Raw genomic sequence first — 15,739 nt, forward strand, 5'->3', positions numbered from 1 at the left:
GGAGGCAGGTAAGATTGAAGGGCCTGACCCCGGAGGAGTACCGGAATCAGGCCCTCGCGGCCTAGTCGCTATTTAGGGCGTCCAAGATTTGGGGCGCAGTTCACTACGGACAAAAGGGGCCTCCCAGGGGAAACGTGTTACAAAGCCTTCTTTGCAGGACGATGAAGATCAGAAACCCAACGTCGTACGCGTAGGGACTTACCCAACACCCACGCCATTTCGATCTTCTGGGCCTTCAACGCCACGTCCCGATAAGCATCCGGGCATCGGAATGACCTCGTCGCAAGCCGCAAGCATCTCTTCGTCATGAGTGACAACAATTACAATATGGTCTCTCTTAACCTCATGAAGCAATTTAATTAGCGCGCTCCGGCTCTTCGCATCAAGCGCTGAAGTTGACTCAAGAAACAACATGACGTCCGGCGATTTCAACATCTGCCGCACAATTGCGATGTTCTACTTCTCCCCGCCGGACACCCCTCCTTTCTTGCTGCCAAACATCGCTGCCGCCCCGTTCTCCGCAGCGGCAATCATTTTGTCTAACCCCAATATGGCAAGCATCCGATTCAGTTTGTCGGCCTCGAAATCATCAGAAAGCAGCGTAAGATTATCGAGGATCGTCCCCCCAACAATAGGGGGCTCTTGCTCCGTAATGCCAACTCGGCACCGCCGCAATGCGTATCGGTCGATGCGACGCTGTGATACCCCGTTGTAGAGGACGGCCCCTTCCGTGTTATCTGGATATAGACCCAATATCACTGACAGCAGCGAGCTCTTCCCCGAGCCATTTCTTCTTGCTTACTGTTTTTCTTATATTGTAACGATTTTCGATAAGAGGAAAGATTACTCCATGACGCGCAAGCCCGAACTCTAAGCGTTTCCCATCAGCATTGCCCATTTTTCGGATCGAAATCCAAATCCAGCTTCCTATCGCATGCTGAAATCAAATCCTGATCATGGCTTACAACAAGAATTAGCTGATCGAAGGGATTTCGATGAATATACTCCGTGAACTCCCGACGGCTTTCTTCATCTAAATCGTTCGTTGGTTCATCGAACACAAGCACTTCCGGCTGCCTGCGAAGTGCTGCGAATATCCTTAGCTTTCGATACTCTCCACCAGAAAGGTCTCTACAATTCTTGCCTTTTAACGATTCGACGGTTCGATAGAAACTCGGCACAAGCTCTCGGAGGTTTTCGCTCGATCCCCGAATCGACGTCCTCTCAAGGTAATTCTCCACCGTTTCGTTCGGAATAAAGAGCTTTTGCGGGCACACCGCAAACAGGTCCCGTCGGATCGTCTCCATATCGAGCTCTTCATATGGCACCGACCCCAAAGCCCGATGTCCCCCAGCAGAATATAGTCCAAGGAGCACCTTCAGAAACGTGCTTTTTCCGCATCCGTTCGGCCCGGTAATGGCATAGGTTTTTCCTTCCTCCACCTCCACGGAGAGGTCGCGGTATAAGTAGGGCTTTCCCGCGTATCGGTACGCGATGTTGGACAACGATATGCTCTCCACGTGCCCAACCGTGAGGGTGCCGCGGTCCTCGGCGTCCTCCGTCAGAGCCCCCAATCGGTCGAACGAGGCCCTTGCGTCCTGATACGATTTGAAATAATTCAAAAAATACTTGAAGCATCCGAACGCCATCGAGTAATACGAGTTCACCATTGTGAACTCGCCTAAGCTCATTCTTCCGCTCAATATTTCCATCCCGGAGATCACGAGCAGTGCCCCCCGAAACACAGACGAGATCAGGCCGTCGCTTGATGTGGCCAGATTCGAGACCCTACTTGCTTTCATGTAAATCGGGTAGTACCCCTCGAATACCCCTTTGAGCGTCCGAGCGCTCTGGTTATATGCGCCATCGCACTTAATGTCAAACAACTGCGACAGCTCGCCGCTCACGGACGCGAAAAGCTTACTCAAACCCTCCTTGTTCGCAAGCGAACTGTTGTACAACGGCTTTTTCAACGCCCTGAATAAAATGAAGTACGCAACAAGCGAACATGCACTTAACACCAGGAACACCGGATTAATCGAAAACAGGATGATGCATATCAACACAACCAGAACGATGTTAAGCCCGATCGTCAGGAAGTTGTTCACGACAAACGATGACACCGCATTCGAATCCGCATACACCCTCTGCGTTGTATAGGATGGATCCGCCTGCTCCCCCTTTTCCAGGGGCCCCCGTTCAAACGACTCACACGTGGTCCCCATCAGTCTCGTCGTCATCTCCAAGATGACGCGCGATACGTTCACACCCATCGCATACGACATGAAGGAGGCCGATATCCCTATGCCCGCAACAAAGGCCGCAAACCACACGACGCGAGATGGATCCCTATTCGTCACGAGAAAGTCTACAAACCCACCGTTTAAGGCGGGCATGACGCACGAGAGAGCAAAATTCACCAGCATGAGAATCACGAAAAGCCGTGACCCTTTACACCGAAACAACTCGTGAACCGTCTTCTTAAACATGCCAGCTCCCATCAAGCGGCCTTTTATCCAAAACTGAATTTGCTCGCCGCTTAATCGCTCCCATATATCCCTTGTTGTTAATCCTTGCTCAAGACATTATCTCGGGTTGCGGTGCCCAGGATTCCATTTCACCTTTATATACATACGAATAAGCCCCCTATTTGCATAGGCAAGCGCGGCGATTATAACAGCAGCCACCATCAGACCGAGAATAGCCCTTTTGTCCGGAAAAAGGGACGAGAGAAAAAGGCATATTGCGGAGAAAACTATAGACGCCCCCACCACTCGGTTTGCGCCTAGAGACTCGGCCGTCCGCTTTGCCTCCTCTAAACGCTCTCCCGATAGCAATGACATTCCGGCAAGCAATCCCGTGAGCTTGCCTCGATATATCATTATTCCGAACAACAGCAGCAGGCATGACCCCACCATTGAAACCACAACGTCCGACATCGCCATCACTCCAGTCCACTCCTTCAATACCAGCCCTATCGACAAACATCAAAACTTTTTTACCCTAATATTGTATATCGATATAAATATATTCTTTTATATATCGTTTCGATTTGTGATATTTTATCGAACGAGTTGCTATTCGAGGAAGATAGGCCACAACCAAAGGAGATCAATGGAATCCGTGAATGTTTGGAGCGCGCAAATCTCATCATTGCCTGGAGTCATCCCTATCCCCCCTCGACCCAAGCTACCTTCGCAGTGAACCAAATAACCGCCTGAGCGTCCTAAGCTCAGATGGGAAACAAATCTATACGATCCTCAACAGGGTCGCTAAAGAGATTCTTGACTTATGCGACGGCACCTGCGATTTGCCCAAAATTCTCCGTCTGTTCCAAGAAAAATACCCAGATCAACCGCGCGAGACGCTAGCGCATGACCTGGCCCAAACCCTGCATAGCCTGACCGTAAACTGTCTTATCGTTTGGAAGAAAGAAGGGAGATATATGAACGACCCTTTCGGCTCCGATTACCTAACATCGGTGAATCCCGACGAGCTGCTTATTCTCGCGGACGCGAGCAGGTTTGCTGAAATCGAAGAGGCGGCTGCAAAATCCCTCTCTGCAAAACAGTCCAAAAATGGCAATAGGATCTATTTCTCTGAGTTCGACGTTGAGCCCGAATTGGAGAACTTTCTGGTTCTTCGCCAAAGGCTCTTTTCCTTTACCCATGATTATTTTCTACTCACGAGCCAGTCCGGAGAAATTAATGGATTGATAATATGCGAGCCGGCCACTAATCCCGCCGGCCGCAGCGTCATCATCAAATTTATCTCATGCAGCTCCACGCTGCTTGCCGGTGTGCTCGACCGCCTTGCGGAATACTACGGATCTTCCGCTCCCAAAGCCTACCGCGCGCTCAGAATTGACGCGCCTGATTCCACCCCAATCGCCGAACAACTTGACCATTCCGACCAGCGCCTTGGCTTTTCCTTAGTCGGCACCCTGCCCAATGAGCTCGACTCGGGCGACGTCAAGCTGTTTGTTCGCCCGCTCGATAAGAAGCAATAATGAGCATGCCGGCAATAATCGGAGCGCCCCACAGCGTTGCGCTCGACATTACAAACAAATGCAACCTTCGTTGTCTACACTGCTTCAACAACAGTGGAGAAAACGATGTCGTCGCGAACGAATTATCCGACAACGAAGTCCTCGAACTCGTCGACTCGATTTGTCAAATGCACCCCTTTAGCTTCTGCTTCTGCGGAGGCGAGACCCTCCTGCGAAAGGATCTTGTCATCGAGTCCTTGCGGCGGCTCAGCGCATCTGGCGTCAAATGCAACCTCGTGTCAAACGGTCTGCTCGCAAACTCAAATACTTTGCATGAGCTCGAACGCGCCGGTTTAAACGGCATACAGTTTAGCCTCGATGGCCTACGCGATTCTCACGAACATATGCGAGGACTCTCGGGATTATACGACCGGGTGCTCGACGCCATCGATATCACGCTGAACGAAACCTCACTGCACCTTTCAATTGCCTTTTGTCCGACATCGTTCAATGTCGACGATTTCAAACCAGTTTGCACGATGCTTCGAGACAAGCTGAAATCGTCGGGTAGAACTGACCGAATTGACCTTAGAGTTCAGCCGCTCATGCTCCTCGGTAGAGCCCGAAGAAACCGCACGATTCGCCCTTCGAATAATCAATACCGTCGGCTAGTCAACACGATCAATGACCTTCGATACGATCCGGACTATCGAGGCTATTTCATGCTTGAGTGGGGCGACCCCATCGACCACTTGGTCAGATTCCCTCAACTGCAAATGCAATTTGACCAAGTGGCCATCCACGCCAATGGCGATATCGTCGCATCCCCCTATATACCTCTCATCATCGGAAACGTTCGCAAACACAGCCTTCAGGAATACTACGATGCCGGAATGGCAACCGTTTGGGATAAGCCCGTTGTTACCGCGTTGGCCAATCGTATGCACTCGATTGACGAGATGGAAGAGATCTCATCGTTGATTGCAGACATCAATATGGACGGCGACCTCTATATCGACCTGATCGACGATGATCTAGGCGACCTGAGCGTCCTGTCACAATTCTAAGGAGATGTTCCCATGTATGAGACCCCAGAAGTAGAGAAGATGGATTCCAAAACCGGCCCCGTTCCCGTTGTGGTCAACTTTGCAGCCGTCGTGGATAACGTAGTCGCAGCCGTCTATGATGCCGTCGTTGCGGCCTACGCATTCTGGTACTCGGCAGACAACGACGGCACCGGGACGAGTGCAGCACAGAACTAGTCGCCGGCTCATCGAGCAATCGCCTCGCCTATCACTGCATGCGATTGACTGCGCAGCCCCAGCCAACGCCCAAAGCGCCTTGAAGAGCTGCTTGTAACATTCGTTCATTCAACAGCGAGATCTCTTCACCATTCTCGGCCGGCCCGACAGATCGACACATCAGTCGGGCCGGCCAGACTTATACAACGCGGCGACTCCGCTCACGCCACCCCCCCCCCCCGAAACTCACGCTGTCATCACACGGGCAATCAACAGTGAATCCTGTTATGCGACATGGGCAAACGGCCACGTGCGCGATTAAAACGAATTCACTTAACAGACTTCAAGAATGCTTTAGCACCGCAGGATGGCCATACGCGGAGCGCGGCACGCATAAGCCAAAAGCGGCATTAAAAGCCATCCCCTTCCCTGCTGAATGCGCGTCCTAGCCCATCAACCGGTCGGACCATCGCGAAGATGATCCGTGCTTCCATACTGCAATGCGATATCAAGCATCACGAATAGTCCCCGCCCAACGGGGTTCTCCCCTCCGCAGGCGTTTCGGAACCCGCCCCCATCCCAAATTCCCACGCAGCGGCCGCGTTCACCGCCGCCGCGGGGGCCCTAGCTCCCCCGCGGCGCGGGCACGGGCGGCGAGGTCGGATGTGAAAGCCGGACCGCAGAGGTATCGAGCGCACGCGGCCAGGGCCTCGAGGGCGCCTGGCGGGTAGGGAGATCCGAGCATGAGGCAGGACAACGCGCAGGCCCGCAAAAGGTTCACGAGCTCCCCCGCGACGCGGCAGACCCTCGGCTGCCCCTCGTAAAGGATGCAGAAGACACGGTCGAGGTCCGACGGTTCGACCAGGCTGTACCGGCAGTCCGCGTACAGTGCGCAGCCCCTCCCGCGCGGGTCGCCGTCCGAGTCCTCATCCGGCTCATGATGGCGCACCTCGACCCAAAGGCCCTCCAACACATCGTCGAACCCGAAATCGAGCTCCGCCTGGACGCTCTCGCCGAACGCATCGCCCAGGGCGAGCTCCGGCACCTTCGTCACACGGCCGTCCAGCCACTCAATCTCTGTCATCGCGCGCATGGTCCAAGCCCCTTCCGACACGGGATTGTCAGCTCAACCCGACCCTTACCCATACGGACGAACATAACTCGCCAGGGGAAGCCCCTGAAGGCCGTGCGCCACAACATGAGGCCGAATCCGCCCCCGGCTGGACAGGCCAACAACGAAGGAGCACACGGAACCGGCGCGGCGTTACAACCGTCCCGGCAAGCGTGTCACTTGGCCAAGTCATGATGCCGACAAACCCGGAAATGCTCCAACGGAGCGCCGAACGAGGGTAACAATATAAAGCCGTGCAACACGCGTTGGACGACCAGAACAACCCAAACAAAGGCCTGCCGGTCCCACCTTCAAGCCCAATAGCAAAATGTGCATCAGCGGATTTGCAGCGATACAAGTCTCAACCATCACACCGCAGCGCGCCTAGTCCCACTCATCCTACTGCAAATGTCCCAGAACGAGAAAACGACCAGCTTAACATGCCACCCTTTATATCCGCACGCGCGTAATTCAACTCATAAGGACCGGCTATCCCTTACCTGTGACACAATCTCAAACGCACAGAACAGAATCATCAGTCCAATCATCGCATATGAGGCAGCCGAACCTTCAAGCACTATTCCACAAAGAACAATCTCCGCGCCGCCAATAAGAACTGTTATCAGGCGCTCTGCCTTTTTGCTCTCGCCGCTCGCATAAAAAGGCGGCAAAGCGCACAAGATCACATATAGCCCGGGAAGGGAATACAGGATCGATAGTCCAAGCCCCCCATCAACCGCAGTGTTTTGCGTAAGAATCAACTGAACCCAAACGGCAATTATCACTGAGCAGGTTGTCGATAAAAGAAGACTAGAAATATAGCACGCAACAAAGTCCCGTCGCATTCGAACAGAGAAATCCGCGAACTCTCTTCGCCGCGTGGAAACAATAAGGTACACAGAAATTGCAATAGAACCAATCAGAGAAAACAGCGGAACAACCAGCAATTCAAGCTTATTACCCCATCGATCAACCACACCCCCACTCCAATGAGCGGGAATTGTATCAGGGAGGACTGACCAAGCCGCCCATAGAATCAGAAATGGAAGAATAGAGAGGATGAAAGATGATAACACTGCAGTAATTTTTTTTGAGGCTCTCATCGATTCCGCGTCTCCTTGCGCACCCACATTCCACTCCGCCTTAAATCAAGTATAAATAAAAACTTGGATGCAAGTTTGTTTTGATTAGTATGGAAACTATATCCATTTAGTTCTAATTTGCTCGTAGTATCAAATCGATACCGACACTAGCATGACGTAGTCTTTCAAGACAGCTATTCAACATTGGAGGTCACCGCTATGGACAATGTGAACCACCTAAACGAACTCTCAATACAGTCCCAGCTTAGCATCCTTGAAAAACTGGTCGCGGACGCGGAACAATCTACCGACGCAAGACGCGATTTCGAAGCTCAGCCTCGTGCCGTATTCCAGAAATATGGAATTACAGACCTCCAAATCAAAGCGGGAAATCGAAAAGTCTCTCTGTACGAACTGGTGGAGTCAACCGAAAAGGAGGCGCGTGTCCCCGTTGCACGCGCAGTATATCGTCGTATCCAACTTGCATATTATGACGAGGACAACGAAGCTGAGCCGCAAACGATACCTCTCGTAAACGTTGTACTTAATGCAAACGCAGTAACGAACGCAAACATCATTCTGAACGCAAACGGAATGGCAAACGCAAACGCGAATGCTCAAAACAACGCCAACCTTAAGTACGACGTCAACACAATGGGCTATGGATCAGCTATTTTTATGAACAAACCTGATGTTGTTGAACTATCAGAATCGTACAAACAAACTTCTGTTTTCAGGAAATTTGATCAAGAGGGCTTGAGTGCAGCGAGGCAAGCAGCCATGCTTAAAACAGCAATCAAGAATTCCAGCTCCAATACCATCAACCCCGAAGGGGCTTCCAATGGGGTCGCCCGCGGGTATTATCGCTCCGTCGAATTCGAAGTTACTTACTCCGAGAACGAAGGCACCTTGGTAATCACCGACGCCCGTTTGCTCGTGGCATGATTTCCGAAAGCTCGCAGCACGTGCTGTTCCGCAGACCTCGAATGCTGACATTTATAACAACATATAAATGTGGCGCTGTGTGTGATCATTGTCTGATGAGCTGCACTCCGAACAACAGTGACAGGCTTACTCTTCCCCAAATGCGGCAATTCATCGATAGCTTCGCCGAAGTATGCGTCGGAAGTGGTGTTGTTGTGTTTACGGGCGGAGAATGCACCCTTCTTGGCGATGACCTTCTCGAGGCCATCGCATATGCGAATTCTTTAGGACTCTTTACTCGAATTGTAACGAATGCGTGGTGGGCAAAAAGCGAAAGAGACGCAGAAACGTTCCTCAACGAATTGAAGTCATGTGGCCTTGACGAAATCAATATCAGCTGCGACGACTTTCATGCGGAATATATACCCCTCGAGAATGTGCGCAACCTTTGGAACTCAGCAAAAACAATGGGCTTTCAAACTCTCGGCATTGCGGTCTGCAGAGATAACAACAGTACAATCAGCCCGGCATACCTGTGCAAGTACCTTAATGAAGACATTCCACTCCTGCATCAGTTCGACGATAATACCCAGCCTCCCAGCGCGACAGCCCGCTTCATCACGGATTCAGGCATCACGCGAATTGGGCGCGCACGAAATCTCAGTCTCAACCAAAATGCGCGACCGCAGGCACGTCTCTTAGCGTCACACTGTTCCGACTGCGGCCGAGACTTCGTTATTTCCCCAAACTGCCATCTTGCACCCTGCTGCGGAATAAATGCAGAGGGAACTTGGCTTTTCGATCTTGGCAAAATCAATCTGACGGATGACATTAATGAACTGCAGCTGCTCCTACTTAATTACATACAATACATAGGACCAGGAGGGCTGCTGAAGCACTTGCGCACGAGCGGAGGCCTTTCTTCATTTGGGCGCTCAAGCTACCTCTCTCAATGCGAGATTTGCGAAGACATCGCCCTCTCGAAAGAGGCACAGACCTGTCTTGCAAAGCTAGCTCCTAAACTGGCAGCCGACTTGATTGTCGAGACTAAATTCGAGACTACCTTTATCGGAAATGGGTCTGATATACATGATTGAAGTGCTACCCTCTTTAAATTCGCTCTCGAGTAATCCACTCCGTAGATTGGACACTCTAGGAGTAACAGATTTTTTAGACACACTTGACATATCTATAGATCCTTTTGAATGCGCGCATCGCATCTGGGATCAACTTGACAGGGAGCATCAAGAGATCGTCTCCTTCCTGATGCTAGGTGGAGAGATTGATCTCGATTCAGAAGTGGCAAAAAGAAGTCTGCTGAAAGGCACTGTTGAAACCATAGCCTCACTCGGGCTGCTAAGCAAGCACAATGGCAATGCCTCCCTTTCCGGTTTATCTCTAATCCGATATCATGGCATCTGGCTTTTTGCCGATGCGCCATCACCCTCGCCTTTACTATATTTTGGCTCTGATTCAATTGGGCTCGCTCGTCGGCTAAGCCCATCCCCCGGAAAGAATGCCTTAGACCTCTGCTCTGGACCAGGCATCCAGGCACTCATACTGGCAAAATCTGGAATGCACGTCACGGCGATAGATATCAATCCAATCGCCTCAGAAATCTGCCAACTAAACGCACTGGTCAATGGTATTAGCGAAGATTTAACTGTTCTAACCGGAAGTCTCTACAACGCACTAAACAATATCGAAAGCTCTTGCAGCTATGAACTCATTACGGTGAATCCTCCTTTGCTCCCAATCCCAGAAGACGTACCATACCCCTTCGTTGGCGATGGCGGCCCAGATGGCCTCAACATCACAAGCAAGGTTATTCGAGGTGCAGGAGATAAACTCACTGATAGCGGATACCTCTCTGCAATTGGAATGATTGGCCTTGGAACCAACAATCAATCAGCATTTGAACGAATACAGAACGATTTGTTGCAAGCTGGCCTCAATGGCGTCTTGACAATAATCTCGAGCTTTAACCTCGGACCCCAATCTGGCTGGATCGACGGTATCGCATGCACATCTGTTGCACATGCTCCAGGAAAATATTCCAGCAAAGAGGAGGCTGTAAAACAGATATCGCGCGCATACAAAAAAATCCACTACGACCGCGTCTGCACCTATCACTTGAAGGCGTGGAGGGAGAGACAGCCCTTTCAAAATCCCATCCTAACGATTCAAGACTGCTCCGCAGATGGCAACCCACTTGGCCCCTGGATCCTCTAAAGCATCCGTCATACGAAAGCAGGTCAATAGGCTGCGCGCCACTCTCTGATGACGCGCAGCCTATCTCATTTCCCCCGCGCTTTACCGAGCCCGACTCACACCTCATAGTTGGCACCGGTTTTCAAAATGCAAGATTCCGCATACAAAATCACTTCTTCTGTCTAGGTGGCAGACCTACGATTTTTGTAGTATAAAGTTCCTCTCAATGCCTTCAATCTATTTCGAGATTGAGAAGAACTTGCATCGGGTTTCATAGAAGCGATATAGATGATACGTTTTGTCCTATCTATATTCCGACATACATCAGGATGCCTCGTCTTTATCGTCATTTCAATAGTCGGCTTGGCCCTTTCCCACATTGCCCCCTTTTTGAACGGTAAATTAATTGACTTCCCGCACGTGGACCTCGTGGACAGGCCCCCTTGTGTAGCTGCACCCGAGGCGCCTCCCCGTCGCCCTCCAGCGCCGGGGTTCCCCTCCATCACGAAGAGGTAATCCCCGTCCGGCCTCGCCGTCTCTGCAACGCCGAGCCTCCCGAGCGACTCGAGGAGGGCGGGCTCGTCCCAGGAGATTTGACAATACTATAGAGACACGTCCCAAATTAGCTACTCAGTAGTTACTGCTGCTGGGCGCGGCGGGCGGCTCGGCGGGCCCTTGCTTCCTGGATCTCATCGAGGTGAGCGATGATCTCGGAGGCGCTCTCCTCGATCGCCTTGCCGTCGGTACGCACTACAAAGCAACCCAGGCGCTTCATGAGAGCACGAGCCTCCTCGAGCTCGCTTCGCACGCTCTCGGGCTCGGCATAGGAGCCGGCGACGGCACGGGCATAGTCGTCGCCCAAGCGGCTATCGCGAATCTCAGAAATAACGTCGACGGTCGAAATCAGGCCAAACAACCGCATCGGGTCTACCTCGTAAATCGACTTGGGCGGCTCCATACCGTGCGCCAACGGAACGTTGGCGACCTTGTAGCCCTGATAGGCCAAATACATCGACAGCGGCGTCTTGGATGTGCGCGACACGCCCAGCAGCACGATATCGGCACCCGACAGATCGTCGCAACCACGTCCGTCATCGTGCTCGACAAAGTACTCCATGGCCTCGATGCGGTGGAAATACCGGTCATCGGTCTTATGGATCACACCCGCCACTCCTTTTGGCGGCACGCCGATAAGCGACGACAGCACGGCAAGCGTCGGGCCGATCAGGTCGACCGAGCGAATGTGCAGCATGCCCAAGTAGTCGAGCACGCGAGCACGAAGCGCCGGATCGACAATTGTGTGGAATACGGCGATATCGCGATGGTCCGCATCGACATGCGGACCCACAAACGACTTAACCTGCTCCACCGAGGTCACCTTAGGCAGACGTAAAACACGAAAAGCCCCTTCATCAAATTGCCCGGACGCCGCAAGCACCACCTCACAAGCGGTATCACCGAGCGAGTCGGAGATAACGATAACGGTGGGACGAGCGGTGACCGGGCAATCCATGCGGGGCTCCTTTTGCGCTTATGCGCAGGATAGCTTACTTTTTGCGGGCAAGCTCACCGATGTTGGCGATGCCGGAGAAAACGGCCTCAAAGCGGTTGAGCAGCTTAAGGCGATTATCGCGGAGCTGCTCGTCCTTGTCCATGACCATAACCTCGTCGAAGAAACGGTCGATGGGGGCACGCAGGGCGGCGAGGGCAGCGAATGCGGCAGGATAATCCTCGGTAGCAAGCGCGGCATCGACGGCGGTCTGAGCGGCCTCGGAGGCGTCGGCAAGCGCAAGCTCGACCTCGCCCATCAGAGCGCGATCGTACTCCGCGCCCAGTTCGGACTTGGAGATATGCGCCGCGCGGGCGTAAGCGGTCGCCAGGTTGTCGAAGGTCTCGGCGTCGTTCTTGCGGGCCTCATCGAGGGCGGCGCAGCGGGCGAAGAAGACCGACGGGGCAATAATGTGCACCGCGGAAACGGCGGCAACGGTGTCGGCCGGGATCTTCTCGTCGCGGGCCATGCTCACCAAACGGCCGTGGAAGAAGTCGCGAACCTGCTGGGCGACCTCGGCGGCGTCGAACTCAATGCCCTGCTCGCTATAGAGCTCGAGCGCAAAGTCGATGAGCGACGTGGGGTCGATCGGCAGACGGTCGCGAAGGATGTTGATGATGCCGATGGCGGCACGACGCAGCGCGTACGGGTCGGAAGAGCCGGTCGGGGGCTCGCCGATGGCAAAGATGCCGGCAATGGTATCGAGCTTGTCGGCGCAGGCCACGATGCAGCCAGCGGTGCCCTCGGGGAGCTCGTCACCGGCAAAGCGGGGACGATAGTGATCGCGAATAGCGTGAGCGACCTCGTCGTTCTCCCCCATCGCGCTGGCGTAGTAACCGCCCATCACGCCCTGCTGGCTCGTGAACTCGACGACGGCGTTGGACACCAAGTCGGCCTTGCACAGGTGAGCGGCGCGAGCGGCGTCGGCGGCCAGGTGGGCACCCAGGTGAGCCTCGCGGGCAATAGCGAGCGCGAGCTGCTCAATACGCTCGGACTTGGCGAGCACGCTGCCGAGCTTCTCCTGGAAGGCGACCTTGGCCAGACGCTCACGGAATTCGTCGAGGGAGATCTTCAGATCCTCCTCGTAGAAGAACTTGGCGTCGTCCAGGCGGGCGCGCACGACGCGCTCATTGCCGTCGATCACGCGCTCGGCATTCTCGGGCTTGCTGTTGGAGACGACCACAAACTCACGCGTCAGCTTGCCCTCGCCGTCATAGATCGGAAAGTAGCGCTGATTGGTGAGCATAGACTCGCAGATGATCTCATGCGGGACCTTGAGGAACTCCTCATCGAAGGTACCGACAAGCACCGTCGGCCACTCGCAGAGGTTGATGACCTCCTCGAAGACCTTCTTGGGCGTGTCGACATGGCAACCGGGGCGCGCAGCCTCGACCTCGGCGATACCGGCAAGGATGGCTTCACGACGACGCTCGGCAGAAAGCACGCCGGCGTCCTCGAGCACCTGCTCGTAGACGGCGGGGCTGGCGACCACATGGTCACCAGGGCCAAGTACGCGATGACCACGCGTGGTGTTGCCACTCGTCACGTCGGCAAACGACACGGGCACAACATCCTCGCCCAAAAGGCAGCAGATCCAGCGGACCGGACGAACAAAGGTCGCATGCTCGTGACCCCAACGCTGGCTGCGGTAGTTGGGCCACTGCAGGCCGGCGATGGTCTTCTCGCACAGAGCGGTCAGAATCGGCGTAGCCGGTGCGGAGGGAATGTTCTTCTCGGCGAACACATACTCGCGACCGTCAGTGTCCTCGCGACGGACCAGGTCCTCGGCAGCCACACCGCACTTGCGAGCGAAGCCCTGGGCGGCCTTGGTGGCGTTGCCGTCGGCATCAAAGGCAATGTTTGCCGCGGGACCACGCTTGACCTCGTGAACCTCATCGGTCGCGGTGGCGACGTCGGCCACGAGCGCAGCCAGACGACGCGGGCTCGAGATCACGCGGACCTCGCCGTGGGCCAGGCCGGCCTCGTCGAGACCCTTGGCAATCATGGTGCCAAGCTGCTTGACGGCATTGTTCAGCGGTGCAGAGGGCATTTCCTCCGTACCGATCTCAAACAGGAAATCCTTAGCGTCTGCCATGGCTTACGCCACCTCGCCTTCCTGGTCGGCATTCTCGTTGACTCCAGCGACCTCGGCCATATAGGCCTCGCAGCACGCCTTGGCGACGGCGCGGACGCGCAGGATGTAGTTAGCACGCTCGACCGCGGACAGCGCACCGCGAGCATCGAGCAGGTTGAAGGCATGGCTGCACTTCATGACGCAGTCGTAAGCGGGCAGCGGCAGCTTGCGCTCAAGGCAGGAGTGGCACTCGGCCTCGTAGTCGTCAAACTTCTGACGCATCATCTCGACGTTGGCGACCTCAAAGTTGTAGGCGCTAAACTCGCGCTCGTTCTCCAGGAACACGTCGCCATAGGTCATCGGCGTGCCATCGGGCAGATAGCTCCACACCAGGTCGTAGACGGAGTTGACGCCCTGAGCGTACATGGCGATGCGCTCCAGACCATAGGTAATCTCGACGGGCACAGGGTCGACCTCGATGCCGCCCACCTGCTGGAAGTACGTAAACTGCGTGACCTCCATGCCGTTGAGCCAGACCTCCCAGCCAAGGCCCCAGGCGCCCAGCGTCGGGCTCTCCCAGTCGTCCTCGACAAAACGAACGTCATGGTCGTTGGGGTCCAGACCGATAGCGGCAAGAGACCCAAGGTAGAGCTCCTGGGCGTTGACCGGCGACGGCTTGATGAGCACCTGGAACTGATAGTAGTGCTGCATGCGGTTGGGATTCTCGCCGTAGCGGCCGTCGGCGGGACGGCGGCAAGGCTGAGCGTAGCAGGTGCGCCACTCGGCAGGACCGAGCGAGCGCAACGTGGTCGCGGTGTGGAAGGTACCGGCACCGACCTCGGAGTCATAGGGCTGCATAATGACGCAGCCCTGCTCGCCCCAGTACTGCTGGAGGCGCAGGATGATGTCTTGGAAGGAAAGCGATGAAGCGTTCATGCCTCTAATATCCCCTCGTCGAAACGATTACACGGTTAGGTTCTGTACTATAGCGGTTTTTAGTCGATAGTGCCGATGCGGTTGAGCGGCCAGTAGCGCACAAGCGCCACGGCGATCAAATCAGAGCGATCAACGGGACCAAAGTAGCGCGAGTCGGCAGAGTTTTCGCGGTTGTCGCCCATCACCCACACGCACCCGTCGGGAACGGTGTAGGGATAGCTTACCTGAGCGCCAGGAGCTTGGACCGAAAGCGGCCAGCTCATGCCGGTCGTATAGCCCTCGTCGAGCGCTTGGCCGTCAACGACCACCTTGCCGTCCTGAAGGTCGACCGTCTGGCCGGCCGTGGCAATAACACGCTTGACGAGAACATCATGCTCGGAGGTGCCATCTGGGTTGTGGAACACCACAATATCGCCTTGGCTGACGGGGCGGCCGAGCTCAAGGCTCACCTTTTGCGCCAGGATCTGGTCGCCGATCTCGATCGTGGACTCCATGGAGCCGGTGGGCACCACAAAGGGTTCGACCACAAACGAGCGAATCAAGAAGGTGGCGACCAGTGCGATGGCGACGACCGCGATCCACTCAAACGCACCCTTTAGCACGGAATGCTGCGAAGGAACCAT

The 15,739-nt window shown here is 54.6% G+C and carries 15 protein-coding genes and 1 pseudogene; 7 read left to right on the forward strand and 9 right to left on the reverse strand.

What is annotated here, in order from left to right; translation table 11 throughout:
- On the forward strand, positions 1 to 65 hold a 65-nt coding region (locus KSY82_RS10565), incomplete at its 5' end, for an IS3 family transposase (protein WP_368042025.1).
- Positions 66 to 456: 391 nt separating this feature from the next.
- Here KSY82_RS10565 and KSY82_RS10570 read toward each other — a convergent pair.
- The 3 genes and pseudogenes from KSY82_RS10570 to KSY82_RS07260 form a co-directional block, all read right to left on the reverse strand.
- Positions 457 to 780 (reverse strand): annotated as a pseudogene (locus KSY82_RS10570) (ATP-binding cassette domain-containing protein); the annotation flags it as partial.
- 104 nt (positions 781 to 884) lie between these two features.
- Positions 885 to 2,489 carry an ATP-binding cassette domain-containing protein gene (locus KSY82_RS07255; RefSeq protein WP_195233573.1) on the reverse strand — a complete coding sequence of 535 codons (1,605 nt, stop codon included), beginning with the start codon at positions 2,487 to 2,489 and terminating at the stop codon, positions 885 to 887.
- 96 nt (positions 2,490 to 2,585) lie between these two features.
- Positions 2,586 to 2,945, reverse strand: coding sequence for a hypothetical protein (locus KSY82_RS07260; RefSeq protein ID WP_195233565.1), 360 nt, complete (start codon positions 2,943 to 2,945; stop codon positions 2,586 to 2,588).
- Positions 2,946 to 3,127: 182 nt separating this feature from the next.
- On the opposite strand from KSY82_RS07260, the gene KSY82_RS07265 reads away from it, so the two are divergent.
- The 3 genes from KSY82_RS07265 to KSY82_RS07275 are packed head-to-tail and all read left to right on the forward strand — an operon-like array spanning position 3,128 to position 5,250.
- Positions 3,128 to 4,009 (forward strand): PqqD family protein, encoded by an 882-nt coding sequence (locus tag KSY82_RS07265; protein ID WP_217750712.1) that lies wholly within the window; start codon positions 3,128 to 3,130, stop codon positions 4,007 to 4,009.
- A complete protein-coding gene (locus tag KSY82_RS07270) occupies positions 4,009 to 5,055 on the forward strand; it encodes a radical SAM/SPASM domain-containing protein (RefSeq protein WP_195233561.1) in 1,047 nt (348 codons plus the stop codon). The genes KSY82_RS07265 and KSY82_RS07270 overlap by 1 nt, the downstream gene beginning before the upstream one ends.
- Positions 5,056 to 5,067: 12 nt before the next feature.
- A complete protein-coding gene (locus KSY82_RS07275) occupies positions 5,068 to 5,250 on the forward strand; it encodes a hypothetical protein (protein WP_195233559.1) in 183 nt (60 codons plus the stop codon).
- Between the two features lie 583 nt (positions 5,251 to 5,833).
- Here KSY82_RS07275 and KSY82_RS07280 read toward each other — a convergent pair.
- Both KSY82_RS07280 and KSY82_RS07285 read right to left on the reverse strand, forming a co-directional pair.
- Entirely contained in the window at positions 5,834 to 6,322 is a 489-nt protein-coding gene (locus KSY82_RS07280) for a hypothetical protein (protein ID WP_217750713.1), read from the reverse strand.
- Between the two features lie 494 nt (positions 6,323 to 6,816).
- Positions 6,817 to 7,443: a DUF1648 domain-containing protein gene (locus tag KSY82_RS07285; protein WP_055287380.1), complete on the reverse strand. Its 627-nt coding sequence runs from the start codon at positions 7,441 to 7,443 to the stop codon at positions 6,817 to 6,819.
- 198 nt (positions 7,444 to 7,641) lie between these two features.
- Here KSY82_RS07285 and KSY82_RS07290 point away from each other — a divergent pair, with 198 nt between their 5' ends.
- The 3 genes from KSY82_RS07290 to KSY82_RS07300 are packed head-to-tail and all read left to right on the forward strand — an operon-like array spanning position 7,642 to position 10,578.
- Positions 7,642 to 8,367, forward strand: coding sequence for a DUF5969 family protein (locus tag KSY82_RS07290; protein WP_217750714.1), 726 nt, complete (start codon positions 7,642 to 7,644; stop codon positions 8,365 to 8,367).
- Between the two features lie 41 nt (positions 8,368 to 8,408).
- Positions 8,409 to 9,443, forward strand: a complete 1,035-nt coding sequence (locus KSY82_RS07295; RefSeq protein ID WP_368042046.1) for a radical SAM protein — start codon at positions 8,409 to 8,411, stop codon at positions 9,441 to 9,443.
- On the forward strand, positions 9,436 to 10,578 hold the full coding sequence (locus tag KSY82_RS07300; protein ID WP_217750717.1) for a methyltransferase: 1,143 nt from the start codon (positions 9,436 to 9,438) through the stop codon (positions 10,576 to 10,578). The genes KSY82_RS07295 and KSY82_RS07300 overlap by 8 nt, the downstream gene beginning before the upstream one ends.
- A 616-nt stretch (positions 10,579 to 11,194) precedes the next feature.
- Here KSY82_RS07300 and KSY82_RS07305 read toward each other — a convergent pair.
- From KSY82_RS07305 to lepB, 4 genes are read right to left on the reverse strand one after another with little or no spacing between them, the layout of a single operon-like run.
- Complete coding sequence (locus tag KSY82_RS07305) at positions 11,195 to 12,070, reverse strand: pyruvate, water dikinase regulatory protein (protein ID WP_217750718.1); 876 nt, start codon at positions 12,068 to 12,070, stop codon at positions 11,195 to 11,197.
- A gap of 34 nt (positions 12,071 to 12,104) precedes the next feature.
- Positions 12,105 to 14,201, reverse strand: a complete 2,097-nt coding sequence (glyS, locus tag KSY82_RS07310) for a glycine--tRNA ligase subunit beta (RefSeq protein ID WP_217750719.1) — start codon at positions 14,199 to 14,201, stop codon at positions 12,105 to 12,107.
- Between the two features lie 3 nt (positions 14,202 to 14,204).
- The gene (locus KSY82_RS07315) at positions 14,205 to 15,116 is read right to left on the reverse strand and encodes a glycine--tRNA ligase subunit alpha (RefSeq protein ID WP_006236091.1); all 912 of its coding nucleotides are present in this window, start codon (positions 15,114 to 15,116) and stop codon (positions 14,205 to 14,207) included.
- 59 nt (positions 15,117 to 15,175) lie between these two features.
- Positions 15,176 to 15,739: a signal peptidase I gene (gene lepB, locus KSY82_RS07320; protein WP_217750720.1), complete on the reverse strand. Its 564-nt coding sequence runs from the start codon at positions 15,737 to 15,739 to the stop codon at positions 15,176 to 15,178.

It is taken from the genome of Collinsella aerofaciens (assembly GCF_019131995.1).
Taxonomy (GTDB): Bacteria; Actinomycetota; Coriobacteriia; order Coriobacteriales; family Coriobacteriaceae; genus Collinsella; species Collinsella aerofaciens_S.